Source organism: Bacillus sp. UNC41MFS5, from assembly GCF_000686805.1.
In genome coordinates this window covers 180,848-195,609 of record NZ_KK366020.1, presented here as the reverse complement: position 1 = coordinate 195,609, position 14,762 = coordinate 180,848, and the positions used below count along the sequence as shown (strand labels likewise).

The following is a 14,762-nucleotide window of genomic DNA, read 5'->3' as shown; positions in this document are numbered from 1 at the left end:
TAGTTAGATTTTTCAAAAAAAATCGGCCTACTAGAGGCCGATTCTTAGATGTTTAATATTCTGGATAAAGGGTAAATTTGCTTGTTAAAGCTTCCACACGTCCTGCCGCTTCCTCAAGCTTCGCTTCATCTTCATGATTTTTCAAAGTAAATGCGATAATTGAAGCGATCTCGTCCATATCTGCTTCAGCAAAACCACGGCTAGTGACAGCTGCTGTACCGATACGGATACCGCTTGTCACAAACGGGCTTTGTTGATCAAATGGAATCGTGTTTTTATTAACTGTGATTCCCACTTCATCAAGGACTTTTTCAGCAACCTTGCCAGTTAATCCAAGCGTCGTAACATCCACTAACAAGAGGTGGTTGTCCGTACCGCCGGATACTAACTGCAAGCCTTCCTTTTGAAGACTATCAGCTAGGCGCTGGGCATTGGCTATGATTTGACCTGCATATTCTTTAAAGCTGCCCTGCAATGCTTCGCCAAAAGCAACAGCTTTAGCAGCGATAACATGCATCAGTGGACCGCCTTGAATCCCAGGGAAGATAGATTTATCAATTTTCTTGCCAAATTCCTCTTTGCAAAGAATCATTCCGCCGCGTGGGCCGCGCAATGTTTTATGCGTTGTTGTAGTCACGAAATCTGCATATGGAACTGGGTTTTGGTGCAAACCAGCCGCAACAAGACCGGCGATGTGCGCCATATCAACCATTAAGTACGCGCCGACTTCATCAGCAATCTCGCGGAACTTTGCAAAGTCGATCGCACGTGGGTAAGCACTAGCCCCAGCAACAATCATCTTTGGCTTGTGCTCAAGTGCTTTGGCACGGACATCGTCATAGTTGATGCGGTGAGTCGTTTCGTCTACACCATACTCGACAAAGTTATATTGAACACCACTGAAGTTAACCGGACTGCCGTGTGTTAAGTGGCCGCCGTGGGATAAGTTCATCCCAAGCACCGTGTCGCCTTGCTCAAGAACCGTGAAGTATACTGCCATATTGGCTTGTGCACCTGAATGCGGCTGCACGTTCACATATTCCGCACCGAAAATTTCCTTCGCGCGGTTGCGGGCTAAGTCTTCGACGATATCAACATATTCACAGCCGCCATAATAGCGTCGGTTTGGATAACCTTCTGCATATTTGTTCGTTAAAACAGAACCTTGTGCTTCCATGACTGCTTCGCTAACAAAGTTTTCTGAGGCAATTAATTCAATCTTAGAGCGCTGACGACCTAATTCTTTTTGAATCGCTTGAAAAACCTGTTCATCCGCTTGAGGCAAATGCTTCATGACAAAAAATCCCCCTTGTATATAAGTGACTACTATTAACAATTTCGAAAATTCTTTTTTATTTTAGCATGAAACACTCTTAAATTGAAAGAGAAACATTTTTCGGATTTTAATTATTTTTTCCACTTAAAGCGAGCGTTTTCATGTGTCTTAACTTTATTTTCCGAATGAAAATATTTAAAATAACAATAATGTTCGTGTTTTCACCAAGACATCAATTGTTTTATCATAATTTACCATCTTATATAAAACTTTAATGATGGTGCCTGACACCCATGTCTTTTAAGAGCAGCTCGAGTTTTCTTGATTCCGCTCATAGACAGCCCGCGCCCCGCCAATCAGTTTCGGACGTACTTTGGCGAGCGTTACGTGGGCTTGTCCGATTTTTTTTTGGGTCACGCGGACAGGGACGGCAACATGTTTTAGGTGCATGCCAATCAAGGTATTTCCAATGTCGATTCCGGCATCTGCCTTAACGAACTCCACCACGACCGCATCCTCCAGCGCCCCAAAGGCATAGGTTGCCATTGCCCCTCCTGCCTTTCGGACAGGGACAACCGAAACCTCGTCGAAGCGCTTTTCATCTGTCACCGCACGTTCGATGACCAAGGCTCGATTTAAATGCTCACAGCATTGGAACGCCAGATCAATACCGGTGTCAGATTGAAGTTTTTTTAAGCCGCGAAAAATCATTTCGGCTACTTCGACTGTCCCAGAGGTTCCGATTCGCTCCCCAATCACTTCACTGGTGCTGCAGCCGACCACGAGCAGCTGTCCCGGTCTCAAATCGGCCTGTTCTTTGAATTCTGTTAAAATTGCTTCCAGCTCTTTTTCACTTTCTTGAATCATAAGCCTTACCCTCCCCTAACAGATTTCGCGTTCGACTCTTGATCTTAATGAATTAAAGGTGCTTTTCTTCGTATTCGCCAATTTTACCAACCCGGCCTGCATGGCGGCCGCCTTCGAATTCACCCGTCAGCCAGACCTGGGCAATATCACGGGCCAAGCCAGGGCCAATGACGCGTTCGCCCATCGCTAAGATATTGGAATCATTATGGGCGCGCGTTGCTTTGGCACTAAATGTATCATGAACCAATGCACAGCGGATCCCTTTCACCTTGTTGGCCGCAATGCTCATGCCAATGCCCGTCCCACAAATCAGAATGCCGCGGTCAAATTCGCCCTTCGCCACTTTTTCAGCGACCGGCAGTGCGTAATCTGGATAATCGACCGAGGTTTCGCACTCACAGCCAAAATCTTGGTATTCTATGCCAAGCTCTACGAGTAGGTTGGCGATTTCTTTGCGAAGATTAACCCCGCCATGATCTGATGCTAAAGCTACTTTCATGATAAAATCCCTCCTGTTTTTCATTTTGCTACTATGTATGCCCTAGCGCAGCGCCCACAACAAATGGACACATCCGCTCTCCTGATTTATTTTGACATACCCTCGCCGAAATAGAAAGTTCCTGTTCAAAAATAAAAGCCCCCTTCTAAAGAAAGAGAGCATTCCATCAAGTATTACTTTAGTTTTCCAATCGCCTTGTTAATTAATTCATCTAGTTCACGAAAGGTTTGATCATACATCGCCAGAGAGCCGCCATAAGGATCGACTACATCTGGATTGAAGCTTTCCCCGCTGTATTCCTTTAAGGTAAAGACCTTAGTACCCGCTCCTGGGTATTGTTGGAGAATCGCCATCTTGTGTGAAGACGTCATGGTGAGGATGAGGTCGGCCCAATCGACCTCGACACGGGTTAACAAGGTGGAACGGTGATTATGCGCAATCCCATTGTCCTCGAGCACCTTTTTCGCATGTGTGGATGCCTCACTACCGTTCGCTGCATAGATTCCTGCGGACCTCACTTCGGTCTCAGCGACCGCTTTATTTTTCAAAATTGCTTCAGCCATCGGACTTCTGCAGGTATTTCCTGTGCATACAAATAAAATGCGCTGCAATGTGTGTGCCTCCTTTTTGCTAGATTCTTATGTAAATGATTTTACCATAGGTAGGCCGAGGATTTCTTCCTTACAAGAACGGGGCGAGCAGCTTTAACCCAAACGCAAGGAGAATCGCGCCTCCAAGCGCTTCACTATACGCCCCTACCCAGCCCTGCATCTTTCGGCCAAGCAGTAATCCTAACCACGTTTGCACGGTTGCCATGAAACCAAAACAGAAAATAACCATGATTGTTTTTGCACCATAAATGCCTAAGGTAAGTCCAACAGAAAAACTATCCAGGCTTACGCTCAAGGCAAAGATCAACAAGCCAAATCCAACCGGGGAAATAACCTTCTCGTCCCCTTTTTTAAGGGTCGACCAGACCATTTGTATACCGAGCAAAATCAGCAGAAAACCGCCGATAAAAGTTGCAAACGCACCAAACTTATCCGATAAAAATTTCCCTGCAAGCAAACCCAAAAGCGGCATCCAGACGTGGAATAGGCCGATTGTTATGCCGATATTGAATATTTTCTTAAGCCGAAGTTTGTACATTCCCATGCCAAGCCCGACTGAAAATGCATCCATCCCTAGCGCAAACGCCATTAACATCAAAGTTATTAATTCACTAATCATTTCAGACATCCGGACTCCGCCCCCTTGGACTAACTAACCTAAGCATATGCACGTCCAAACTATTTTAGAAGTCATGTTGGAGAACCGGAATCTACATCGGTTACATCTATTATAGGCGCCTTTACCATTGGTGCCTGACACCCTTTCCATCGTCTCCGTATGATTATTGGTGCCTGACACCACAAAAAAACACCAGTCCCCCCTCTTTTTTAAGGGAGAACCTGGTGGCTGTGTTATTCAGTAATTAATTTATTTCCCGCAGCCTTCTGAAGGCGGTTCATGATGGCATGCCCGACACCTGTATTCGGAAAGACTTCACTATAAATGACATCGACCATTTCCAGATTAAATCTTCGTAACGTGTCATAGAGCGCGGCTGCCACCGTCTCAAGTTCTGCCCGTTTCCCGCACGTAAGCACCACATCGGCCTCGAACAACTGGGCATTCTCTTCCGTCGTCAGCACTCCGACCCGCAACCCTTCCCGCCGCTTCTCTTCTACCAATCCTTGAAGAAATTTTGTGGTGCCTGACACCATAAAAAGCGGGGCATTCGGGGCGTAGTGGCGGTATTTCATGCCCGGGGCTTTCGGCCGCGCCGCCTCATCAGTTAACGCGGAATCCATATGAACCTCTCCCACAACGGATTCGAGCTGTTCTTTCGTTACCCCGCCAGGCCGCAAAATCACCGGTATTGCCTCCGTGCAATCAACCACCGTTGATTCCACGCCAATTCCTGTCGCACCGCCGTCAATCACACCCGCAATTTTTCCATTTAAGTCATCCAAGACATGATTGGCAGTCGTTGGACTCGGTTTGCCCGAACTGTTCGCACTCGGCGCCGCAATCGGCAATCCACAACTTTTCAACAGCGCCAGCGCAACAGGGTGGTCCGGCATCCTGACCGCAACCGTCGCTAAGCCTGCTGTTGCTGTTTCTGAGAGAACCCCTTCTTTCCTTTTAAAAATAATCGTCAGCGGGCCCGGCCAAAAAGCTTCTATTAATCGTTCCGCTTTCTCCGGAACATCAGCCACAAATGCATTCAACTGATTTTTTTCCGCAATGTGGATAATCAGTGGATTATCACTCGGCCTGCCTTTCGCGGCAAAGATTTTTTCCACAGCCACATCACTTTTCGCATTCCCACCCAGGCCATAAACTGTCTCCGTCGGCAAGGCAACCACTTCGTTATCCCGTAATAAGTTCGCTGCATCCACAACTTGTGGATTATTTTCAAGTTTATCCACATACTTATCCACTTTCCAGACTTTCGTATTCATAGTTATCCACCTTTATCTCAAATGAGTCTACTAGCGAAATTTGGCGAATTTAGTCACCTAGACTCATATTTTTCACTTAATACGTTTGAAAGTATAAAAGAAGGTGTGCATAAATACAAGTCTTATCCACAAATTGTGCACAACTTCCGTGAAATAGTGGATAACTTTGTGGATATATCCACAATTATAATGAAAATTTTAAAAATAATGAGTTATCCACATTTAAAACGTGTCGAATATGTTCTGAGTGATAAAATTCGCTGGGTAATTCCTCCCGTTCAACTCTCTGAAAGCCCATTAACTCAAAAAACGGTAAGGCCACGCTCTTATTTGTTGCCAAAAACAAACCTTTCATCCCTTTTTCTTTCGCCAATTGCACCATTTGATCAAATAGGACGAAGATTTCCTTCTCAGCTTGTCCAGGTGAAACCACGAGGGAACGTAATAGCCCAAAATTCGTGAACGCCTCCATCCCCAGCGAGCCCTTCAATGTCCCGTCTCCATTTTCTAACAACAAAAAATAGTCAATCGAGTCCTCATTTAATCCATCCGTCCCCAGCCCCGCCCTCGATAAAAACGCTCGTAAACTGTCCAAGTCCTCTTTTTTAGCCCTGCGAATCAATGCCTGCATCCTATCATCCACCTCTTTTTCAGATTCTACTCTATGAATATGGATGAAATAGGACAAATAGAACCGCTAGATTCAGGAATCTAGTAAAATTATTCATTACACGAAAAAACCAGCCCCTCGATTGGAACTGGTCTAGTTAAACATCTTCTCCCACATCTCTACCACGAAAAACTTCACTTCTACCGGCTTTTCATCTTCGGAAGTATACACAGGCGCTTCCTTCTTAGCCACTTCTACTGACACTCCCTCGTCCTCGATCATAATCTCATTGAACACAGGCTTCTCTTTTTCAATCAGCCTTTCCGGCTTTTTCACGACTCGATCTTTTTTCTCAACAACTCTTTCTTTCTTCGCTGCAACGGGTTCGTGCTTCACAGCCACGTTTTCTTCCTTCACCACGGTTTCCTCGTTCACCCTTGCCACTTTACTCTCAGACTCATCCTTAACCTTGACTTCTTTTTCTTCATCACTCGTCTCGTTTGCCTCTTCTTTTTTCTTTTCCACCTTTGCCTGCGGCTTTTCCGCTTTCACTGTTTTTGCTTTTAGTGTTTTTGCTTTCGCTTTCTTTTCTTCAAACCCATCACTTACAGCCACTCCATTTGAAAAATCAAGGAAGCATAATGGCGGATAAAGCACACACCACCAGTTCGCGCCTTCACCTTCACCTAATGTAATTAAAATCGCTTGATATTCTCCTGCTGGGTATAAAAATTGACCATATAATTTCGTTGGAAACTGAACCTTGCCAAATTCGACCTTTACCGATTGTGTCGACCCTTGATCACGAACCACCTTTTCCGAAATTGCTTGAATCTCAGGAAGCTTCGCATTGATGACCTTTCTTGCCTCTTCCATCGACGTTAAATCCTGGACCCACAGTGTAATCTGCGCATTAACCGCATCGCGCACCTTCCGTTTAATCGCTTGATCCTTTTCAAAATCACTATTGGCAAGAATCCTGAGCCGTATCGCTTCCCCAGGAATCACAATCGATTCCTTCTGTGCTGCTTCCGTCTTCGGCATATATAAATTCAACATCGTCCCTAATGATAAAACGATAAGATATCCCCAAACAATCATTTTACTTTTCAATTCTAGCACCGTCCCTTCGATATCTTCATTTTGGACAAAATGCCAGAATCTTAAACTATTAAATTTTGATATATTTCAGAGATTCATGTTGGCAATATTCACGGCGGCAATTTACATGGTGACCTAAAAAAAAAGGCCTCGGGACCTAGTCTCCGAAGCCGATTTCAGCAAACACCATCCGGTCCCTGCCATTAATATCATTCACAATCTCCACTTTGGAGCCTTCAAAAGCCTTTCGCAAAAGCTCCGCTACCGCTTCGCCCTGACCAGCCCCAATCTCGAATCCAACCAGCGCGCGCGTCTCTAACACCTGCGGCAGCTCAACCATAAAACGGCGGTAGAAATCCAAGCCGTCTGTACCCGCAAACAACGCCCTGTGCGGCTCATGCTCCGTCACAACCTCCGACATCGTCGTGATATCCCCGAGTGGAATATAAGGCGGATTTGAGAGAATCACATCAAACCGAGCCCCGCTCTCCAAAAACGGTCCCAGCAAATCCCCCTGCAAAAACTCCACCTCAGCTTCAAGCCGCGCCGCATTCTCCCGCGCCACAGCCAAAGACGCCTCAGCAATATCGGTGCCTGACACCATTAACACTGGCTTCATAGGAGAATTGGTGCCTGACACCATCCTAAGTTCCGCTTCTTCCAGCTTCATGGTGATGGCGATGGCGCCGCTGCCGGTTCCGATATCCGCCAGCTTGATGACTTGTTTCGTGCCACCAAATAGCCGCTTGATCCGTTGGAGGGCGCCGTAGACGAGTTCTTCCGTTTCCGGTCTCGGAATCAACACCTCTTCATTGACGAGAAACGGCCGCCCGTAAAACTCCTCCGAACCAATAATATACTGCACAGGTACACCCTTCACATGGTCAAAGACTGCTTGTTCAAAGTCCTCCCACACACCTGGAGCTAACTCATCGCGCATATTCGCAAACAACTGCGCCCGGCTCATCCCGGTAAAATGGCGCAGCAAAAGCTCACCCGCATTGGCATCACGATTGGCTGGACCTAAAAAAGAAGAAGCCCATTGAAGAGCTTCGAAAACTTTTTTACTCATTTGAGGCATCTTCCAGCCTGCGCGCTTGATCATCCATAATCAGCGCATCGATGATATCATCGAGCTTGCCTTCCAAAATTTGATCAAGCTTTTGAATCGTTAAGCCGATACGGTGGTCCGTCACCCGGTTTTGCGGGAAGTTATACGTACGAATCCGTTCCGAACGGTCCCCGGTACCAACCGCCGATTTTCGTACAGAATCATACTCCGCCTGTGCTTCCTGCTGGTACTTATCATAAATGCGGGCACGCAATACCTTCATCGCTTTATCTTTGTTCTTATGCTGCGATTTCTCATCCTGAATCGAAACGACAATCCCCGTGGGAATATGCGTTAAACGAACCGCTGACATCGTCGTATTAACGGACTGCCCGCCGGCGCCGCTGGATGCAAACGCATCAAAACGGATATCTTTATCGTTGATTTCTACGTCTAATTCTTCTGCTTCCGGCAAACACACAACCGTCGCCGTCGACGTATGAATCCGGCCGCTTGATTCCGTCTCCGGAACACGCTGCACACGGTGTGCTCCGTTTTCAAACTTCAATTTCGAATAAGCACCCTGACCGTTAATCATAAAGCTGATTTCCTTGTACCCGCCAAGACCAGTCGGGCTCGCATCTAGAACATCAATCTTCCAGCCTTGCGCTTCCGCAAAACGGCTGTACATGCGGTACAGATTCCCCGCAAACAAGGCCGCTTCATCTCCACCCGCTGCCCCGCGGATTTCAAAGATAACGTTCTTATCATCGTTCGGATCCTTCGGAATCAAGAGAATCTTCATCTTTGCTTCTAATTCCACGATTTGCGCTTCCAGTTCGTTAACTTCTTCCTTCACCATTTCACGCATCTCAGCATCCAGTTTCTCATCTAACATCACTTTCGCATCCTGAAGCTGCGCGCGCGCCTCTTTATACTCACGATACGTTTGTACTGTTTCTTGTATATCAGATTGTTCTTTTGAATAATCACGTAGTTTTTTTGTATCATTAATAATCTCTGGGTCGCTCAAAAGTTCATTCAACTTATCATAGCGATCTTCCACCGATTGAAGACGATCAAACACAGTCTATTCACCTCAATTTTTTGTCCATAACATTCTAATTATAGTATAGGTGAAAACAACCGTCAAAACCAAATTCTAGGGGGATATTTTTTCGTAACTGATTTTTCACTTTAAACATAAAGGGCTGGCTTACCGTCATCACGATAAGCCAGCCTAAAAAATCAATATTTATTGAATAGCTGCAGGCTTCATTTGTTTGTTTCCTTGCTGGTCTAACTGTCTAACCACTACTTCACTTGTATCCACACGTTTAACGAATAATGCTAATACAAGTGCGACAATATTAATGGCAAGTGTAACATAAAATGAATATTGAATACCTGCTAATAAAGCTTGCTTGGTTAATAGAGCAGTAGAAGCTTCTGTCAGCGTTGTCGGATCGACCCCGGCCATTAGGCTTGTAGCTTCTGTTTTTGTCACAGAATTCATGATCGTAATCAGAATAGCGGTACCAATCGAACCAGACACTTGCTGCGCTGTATTGTTGATAGCTGTACCGTGTGGATTTAAGCGCGTTGGTAATTGATTTAGCCCGTTTGTCATGATTGGCATCATCACCATTGACATCCCAAACATCCTTAATGTGTAAACAAGAACAATATAGGTGTAACTAGAATCGATTTGTAAGTTTGCAAGCATGTAAGTTGAAATCGCTGTAACCACAAGTCCGACCACCGCTAGAATACGAGGACCAAACTTATCAAATAATTTTCCGGTAATCGGCATCATAATCCCCATCACAATCGCACCAGGCAGCATCATTAACCCTGAATCAAGTGGTGAAATCCCCCGTACATTCTGAACATAAGCTGGCGTTAAAATCATACCGGAGAACATGGCAACTGCATTCACAATTGCAATAATTGATCCAAGCGCAAACATTGGGTACTTGTAAACACGTAAGTCCAATAAAGGTTCTTTCATTTTTAATTGACGAACAATGAAGGCAATGAGCGCGATTCCACCCACGATTAATGTTGTTAAGACGATTGTATCTGTCCATCCATCTGCACTCGCCGAACTAAAGCCGTATAGCAATCCACCAAAGCCAATACTAGATAATACAACAGAAAAATAATCAAGTTTTGCACTTTTGTTTTGTTCCATTACATTTTCAAGTTTCCAAACAGCTAATAATAAACTAATAACCGCTAACGGTAAAATCATTTCGAAAAGTACGCGCCAGTCATAGTACTCTACAATGTAACCTGATAATGTAGGGCCAATTGCTGGGGCTGTAATCATAACTAATCCAAAAATACCCATTGCCGTCCCACGTTGTTCACGAGGAAAACTTACTAACATAATATTCATTAATAAAGGACCCATGACCGAAGAACCGGCTGCTTGAATCATTCGCCCTGTGAGTAAGAGTCCAAAGTTTGGAGCAAAGGCCGCAACGGCAGTCCCTAAGGTAAAAATCGCCATCGATGTAATAAATAAGTGTCGATTTGAAAAGCGTGTTAATAAAAAGGCTGATGCGGGAATTAATATCCCACTGACCAGCATATAGCCTGTCGATAACCACTGAACCGTTGAATAATCTTTTATATTTAAGTCAATCATAATCGATGGCAGCGCTACATTTAAAAGCGAGTTATTGAGAAAAGAAACCATTGCCCCGATAAATAAAATCGCGATCATTAAATATGGTGGTTTTCTTTGTTGTAATGTTGAATCCATCTATCCTATCCCCTTATCCTTTATTTAGATTCTTCTTTATAAAATCCTCTTTTTAGCAAGTCGATTTGCACTCTATAATTCATAAGCGCTTCCTCATCCGTCCAATCCTTTACAATCATTTGGATCAAATTCTGAAAGGTTACAGCACCCATCATTTTTAAAATATGGTGCAATTCTTGATCACTTTGAATGTTTAAATTTACTCTATCTATGAGGCTAATCGTATTTAAAAACTGAGCTTTTTGATTTTGCTCATAAACATGATTGGCGAATGTTTTCTCTACTTTATAATTCATATTTAAAAAAGCATGTTTAAAAAAGTTTTGGTGCTCATGATTTCTGTGGAACGTTATCAAATATTGAAATGACTCAATAAATGTCTCAAATAAATCCCCATTCTTTTCTTTAAGAAGACCAATAAATCGTTCATTATTTTTTTGCGCAAGTTGATTTAACAAGAAATAATAGATATCCTCTTTATCCTCAAAATATTGATAAAAGCTCCCCCTTGGAATTTCCGCACTTTTAATAATATTTGCAATGGATGCTTCATGTAATGGGACTCTCGAAAATTCCCTTTTAGCAGCTTCAATTAATTTGTCCTGCTTATCTTTTGGTAAGTGAAAATAGGTTTGTTTTGGCATTATTTCTCTCCTATCCACATGTGACATCTTGTCATAAATTAATTATATATGACACCGTGTCATACGTCAATAAAAAAGTGACAGTGCGTCATATCACTAAAAAACATGCCCTGAAATTCAGAGCATGCTACCTACGATCTTCTTTTACGCGTACCTCCATTTTATAGCGCGGCAAAGCCTGAATTAGTTTGCGGTGAAGCCGGGCTTCCGCCTTAACTTTGCCCTGCTCAGACTGCATGCCTTTTTTATAAACAGATACCCACATCCGGTCACCATTTATCCAGACCGAATCGACTGTAAATTCATTTGTATCAGCAATCACTTGTTTTGCCTTGTTGATATCTTCGCCTGTGTCTTTTCCGCCGCCCGTTTCAGAGCCGCTTCCCGTCCTACTCAGGTTGAGAAAATTAGGATTTTGGTTGGTAATATCATCTTCAACCATCCGCTGCTTATTTTCACCGCGATTGGACATATAATTCGGTGCCGAACGGTCATTCTTAAGATCATAAGCCTGTTCATTCCCATGATTCCCACCTTCATTCCCATTACAGCCGCTGACTAAAAACATCATACATAATGAGAGAAACAGCATAAACTTTTGCATCTTACACCTCCCATTACTATCATGCCCGGAGTCTGCAAGAACAGAGCGAGTGAAATCTTTCCAACCAAACAAAAAAACTGCCCGAGAATCCCCTTCTCAGACAGTTGTAGTTAATCATAGTGTTAAACTCATTTACGGTGTCAGGCACTAATTATGTAAACTGACGACACCTTGATATTAGTTTGTTGCTTCTTGCTCGATGCTTGTCCGGGAGACGACAGTTTTTGGGACTTCGTGGTGGTGGCGGCAGCGTGGCTCGTACGCTTCGGAGGCACCTACTAAGATGACTGGGTCATGGTAGGAGGCTGGATGGCCGTCAATCAAGCGCTGCGTCCGGCTTGATGGTGAACCGCACACCGAACAGACCGCCTGCAGCTTCGTCACCGATTCAGCAATCGCCATCAATGCTGGCATCTGACCAAACGGCTCGCCGCGGAAATCCATATCCAGACCCGCACAAACCACACGATGGCCGCTGTCAGCCAGCTGCTGCACAATCCGAACAATTCCTTCATCAAAAAACTGAACCTCATCAATCGCAATAATATCGATATCTGCTTCCACATGGTGGAGAATCTCCATCGAATGAGCAATCGGCTTCGCATGAAAAGAAGAACCATTATGGGACACAACCTGTTGATCGTGATAGCGATTATCAATTTTCGGCTTAAACACAGCAATCTTTTGTTTAGCGAACTGAGCCCGTCTCACACGGCGAATCAATTCCTCTGATTTTCCAGAAAACATACTGCCACAGATAACCTCAACCCATCCGCTTTGCTTCATTAAATACATAAAAACGGCGTCTCCTTCCTAGCAAATCCATAAAATCTATTTCAAAAAGTGAATTTATTTAAATAAAAAACAGGCAAGTAAGTGTTGCTTCTTGCCTGTACTTTTTTACAATTATTGTTGCTGTTGAGTTTTAATGCCATATTTCTTGTTGAAACGGTCAACACGTCCGCCAGCTTCAGCGAATTTTTGACGACCAGTGTAGAATGGATGACATTCTGAACATGTTTCAACACGAATTTCATTTTTAACAGAACCAGTTTCAAATGTATTACCACATGCACATGACACCGTTACTGTTTTATAATTTGGATGAATTCCTGCTTTCATTCTTTTCATCTCCTTCCGCCCTGAATCTTTCGAAACAGAGTTATATAAAGCACCTGTCCAAAAACAAGCACTGAAATACTAAAAACACACTGCACCCATTATAACAAGGGCAACCTATTTTTGCAAGTTGGGATTTGTTGGTTCTTTTTTTAAAAAGGAACCCATCCAAGCCCCTCTACCAGGCTTGTCCCGTACTAATTTAACCAGGTCCGGCTTGTTTCCAGCTCTACCTCAAGTAGGCTACGACCGTCTTGTTTTCAGCTCTTCCCCTAATTGGGCAAAGAACTCCTCATTCGACTTGGTCTGGCGTAATTTTTTCAAGAAACGCTCTGCAAAATCGGGTGAATCGGACATCGATTTTCGGATCGCCCATAATTTATCCAAATGATCCTTCGGAATCAATAATTCTTCCTTACGTGTTCCTGAACGACGGATATCAAGCGCAGGGAAAATACGGCGCTCTGCAAGCGAACGATCGAGATGCAGTTCCATATTACCTGTCCCTTTAAATTCCTCATAAATCACGTCATCCATCCGTGAGCCAGTATCAACAAGCGCGGTCGCCAGAATCGTTAAGCTGCCGCCCTCTTCGATATTACGAGCTGCCCCAAAGAAACGCTTTGGACGGTGGAAAGCTGCGGGGTCGATCCCCCCAGAAAGTGTCCGGCCGCTTGGCGGAATCACTAAGTTATAGGCACGCGCAAGACGCGTAATACTATCCATCAGAATAACCACATCACGCTTATGTTCGACTAAACGCATCGCGCGGTCGAGCACAAGTTCTGCCACTTTAATATGGTTTTCCGGCACTTCATCAAACGTCGAACTAACCACGTCACCTGCAACCGAACGCTCAATGTCGGTTACTTCCTCCGGACGTTCGTCAATCAACAGCATAATTAATTCCACTTCCGGATGGTTCGTGGTAATGCTGTTGGCGATTTCTTTTAATAGCATCGTTTTACCAGCCTTAGGAGGGGCAACAATCAACCCACGCTGCCCAAAACCAACCGGTGCGATGACATCCATAATCCTTGTCGAAAGATATTTTGGAGTGGTCTCCAATTTCATCTGGCGGTTAGGATAAAGCGGTGTCAGGCCTGGGAAATATACCCGTTCCTTCGCCGATTCCGGATCTTCCCCGTTAACCGCTTCTACGTGCAATAGTCCATAATAACGCTCATTTTCTTTAGGAGGTCGTACCTTACCGGAAACTTTATCCCCATTACGAAGGTCGAAGCGGCGGATTTGCGAAGCAGAAATGTAGATATCTTCTGAGCTTGGCGAGTAATTGATTGGTCGTAGGAATCCAAATCCTTCTGACTGGATAATTTCTAAGACGCCTTCCATGAAAAAGTATCCTTGCTGTTCCGCTCGGGATTTCAGGATGGCAAAAATTAATTCTTTTTTCGTTAATTTGCTGTAGTAGGTCACTTTATATTCGCGTGCCAGCTCATAAAGTTCCTTCAGCTTCATATTTTCTAAACTTGAAATTGTTAATTCCATTTGTGCACCACACTTTTATTTTTTTCAATCAGATGTTATTAAGAGAGTTGAGGAATAATGATAGAAGTAGAAATGAAATGAATAGAATTGCAGATATAATGCATAATAAAACAATTACTATTTTACCCTCTATGCAAAAAATTAATCAACTTATTTTTCTATTTTCGTTCATTGGGAATTTCTTCTTGTAGGATAATCCCTAATG

General features: G+C 44.0%; 16 protein-coding genes. All 16 read right to left on the bottom strand.

Features of this window, described 5'->3' with window-relative positions:
* Positions 1-52: 52 nt before the first annotated feature.
* Positions 53-1,294, bottom strand: coding sequence for a serine hydroxymethyltransferase (glyA, locus tag BR30_RS0129665; protein WP_026568212.1), 1,242 nt, complete (start codon positions 1,292-1,294; stop codon positions 53-55).
* 282 nt (positions 1,295-1,576) lie between these two features.
* Complete coding sequence (locus BR30_RS0129660) at positions 1,577-2,143, bottom strand: TIGR01440 family protein (RefSeq protein WP_026568211.1); 567 nt, start codon at positions 2,141-2,143, stop codon at positions 1,577-1,579.
* 52 nt (positions 2,144-2,195) lie between these two features.
* Positions 2,196-2,642: a ribose 5-phosphate isomerase B gene (rpiB, locus tag BR30_RS0129655; protein WP_026568210.1), complete on the bottom strand. Its 447-nt coding sequence runs from the start codon at positions 2,640-2,642 to the stop codon at positions 2,196-2,198.
* A gap of 173 nt (positions 2,643-2,815) precedes the next feature.
* The gene (locus BR30_RS0129650; RefSeq protein ID WP_026568209.1) at positions 2,816-3,253 is read right to left on the bottom strand and encodes a low molecular weight protein arginine phosphatase; all 438 of its coding nucleotides are present in this window, start codon (positions 3,251-3,253) and stop codon (positions 2,816-2,818) included.
* A gap of 70 nt (positions 3,254-3,323) precedes the next feature.
* On the bottom strand, positions 3,324-3,881 hold the full coding sequence (locus BR30_RS0129645; RefSeq protein WP_026568208.1) for a manganese efflux pump MntP: 558 nt from the start codon (positions 3,879-3,881) through the stop codon (positions 3,324-3,326).
* A 224-nt stretch (positions 3,882-4,105) separates the two neighbouring features.
* A complete protein-coding gene (locus BR30_RS0129640; protein ID WP_026568207.1) occupies positions 4,106-5,149 on the bottom strand; it encodes an L-threonylcarbamoyladenylate synthase in 1,044 nt (347 codons plus the stop codon).
* Positions 5,150-5,333: 184 nt separating this feature from the next.
* Entirely contained in the window at positions 5,334-5,780 is a 447-nt protein-coding gene (locus BR30_RS0129635) for a GNAT family N-acetyltransferase (RefSeq protein WP_026568206.1), read from the bottom strand.
* A 132-nt stretch (positions 5,781-5,912) separates the two neighbouring features.
* Complete coding sequence (gene spoIIR, locus BR30_RS0129630; RefSeq protein WP_035446414.1) at positions 5,913-6,860, bottom strand: stage II sporulation protein R; 948 nt, start codon at positions 6,858-6,860, stop codon at positions 5,913-5,915.
* A gap of 157 nt (positions 6,861-7,017) precedes the next feature.
* The gene (gene prmC / locus BR30_RS0129625; RefSeq protein WP_269320662.1) at positions 7,018-7,965 is read right to left on the bottom strand and encodes a peptide chain release factor N(5)-glutamine methyltransferase; all 948 of its coding nucleotides are present in this window, start codon (positions 7,963-7,965) and stop codon (positions 7,018-7,020) included.
* A complete protein-coding gene (gene prfA / locus BR30_RS0129620; RefSeq protein WP_026568203.1) occupies positions 7,925-8,998 on the bottom strand; it encodes a peptide chain release factor 1 in 1,074 nt (357 codons plus the stop codon). Before prfA ends, prmC begins: the two co-directional genes overlap by 41 nt.
* A gap of 168 nt (positions 8,999-9,166) precedes the next feature.
* Positions 9,167-10,681: a DHA2 family efflux MFS transporter permease subunit gene (locus tag BR30_RS34850; protein ID WP_051633843.1), complete on the bottom strand. Its 1,515-nt coding sequence runs from the start codon at positions 10,679-10,681 to the stop codon at positions 9,167-9,169.
* Positions 10,682-10,701: 20 nt separating this feature from the next.
* Positions 10,702-11,325: a TetR/AcrR family transcriptional regulator gene (locus BR30_RS0129610; protein ID WP_026568202.1), complete on the bottom strand. Its 624-nt coding sequence runs from the start codon at positions 11,323-11,325 to the stop codon at positions 10,702-10,704.
* Between the two features lie 127 nt (positions 11,326-11,452).
* Complete coding sequence (locus BR30_RS0129605) at positions 11,453-11,929, bottom strand: hypothetical protein (protein WP_026568201.1); 477 nt, start codon at positions 11,927-11,929, stop codon at positions 11,453-11,455.
* Positions 11,930-12,106: 177 nt separating this feature from the next.
* Complete coding sequence (locus BR30_RS0129600) at positions 12,107-12,724, bottom strand: thymidine kinase (RefSeq protein WP_026568200.1); 618 nt, start codon at positions 12,722-12,724, stop codon at positions 12,107-12,109.
* 111 nt (positions 12,725-12,835) lie between these two features.
* Positions 12,836-13,051: a 50S ribosomal protein L31 gene (gene rpmE, locus BR30_RS0129595; protein WP_026568199.1), complete on the bottom strand. Its 216-nt coding sequence runs from the start codon at positions 13,049-13,051 to the stop codon at positions 12,836-12,838.
* A gap of 240 nt (positions 13,052-13,291) precedes the next feature.
* A complete protein-coding gene (rho, locus tag BR30_RS0129590) occupies positions 13,292-14,557 on the bottom strand; it encodes a transcription termination factor Rho (protein WP_026568198.1) in 1,266 nt (421 codons plus the stop codon).
* Positions 14,558-14,762 lie beyond the last annotated feature (205 nt).

Excerpts from the sequence above, each read along its gene's own strand:
- BR30_RS0129645 (WP_026568208.1), bottom strand. The coding sequence starts at position 3,881 with ATGTCTGAAATGATTAGTGAATTAATAACTTTGATGTTAATGGCGTTT.
- BR30_RS0129610 (WP_026568202.1), bottom strand. The coding sequence starts at position 11,325 with ATGCCAAAACAAACCTATTTTCACTTACCAAAAGATAAGCAGGACAAA.
- BR30_RS0129660 (WP_026568211.1), bottom strand. The coding sequence starts at position 2,143 with ATGATTCAAGAAAGTGAAAAAGAGCTGGAAGCAATTTTAACAGAATTC.
- rpmE (WP_026568199.1), bottom strand. The coding sequence starts at position 13,051 with ATGAAAGCAGGAATTCATCCAAATTATAAAACAGTAACGGTGTCATGT.
- glyA (WP_026568212.1), bottom strand. The coding sequence starts at position 1,294 with ATGAAGCATTTGCCTCAAGCGGATGAACAGGTTTTTCAAGCGATTCAA.
- BR30_RS0129640 (WP_026568207.1), bottom strand. The coding sequence starts at position 5,149 with ATGAATACGAAAGTCTGGAAAGTGGATAAGTATGTGGATAAACTTGAA.
- BR30_RS0129600 (WP_026568200.1), bottom strand. The coding sequence starts at position 12,724 with ATGTATTTAATGAAGCAAAGCGGATGGGTTGAGGTTATCTGTGGCAGT.
- BR30_RS0129605 (WP_026568201.1), bottom strand. The coding sequence starts at position 11,929 with ATGCAAAAGTTTATGCTGTTTCTCTCATTATGTATGATGTTTTTAGTC.
- rho (WP_026568198.1), bottom strand. The coding sequence starts at position 14,557 with ATGGAATTAACAATTTCAAGTTTAGAAAATATGAAGCTGAAGGAACTT.
- BR30_RS34850 (WP_051633843.1), bottom strand. The coding sequence starts at position 10,681 with ATGGATTCAACATTACAACAAAGAAAACCACCATATTTAATGATCGCG.
- BR30_RS0129635 (WP_026568206.1), bottom strand. The coding sequence starts at position 5,780 with ATGCAGGCATTGATTCGCAGGGCTAAAAAAGAGGACTTGGACAGTTTA.
- prmC (WP_269320662.1), bottom strand. The coding sequence starts at position 7,965 with ATGATCAAGCGCGCAGGCTGGAAGATGCCTCAAATGAGTAAAAAAGTT.
- spoIIR (WP_035446414.1), bottom strand. The coding sequence starts at position 6,860 with ATGATTGTTTGGGGATATCTTATCGTTTTATCATTAGGGACGATGTTG.
- rpiB (WP_026568210.1), bottom strand. The coding sequence starts at position 2,642 with ATGAAAGTAGCTTTAGCATCAGATCATGGCGGGGTTAATCTTCGCAAA.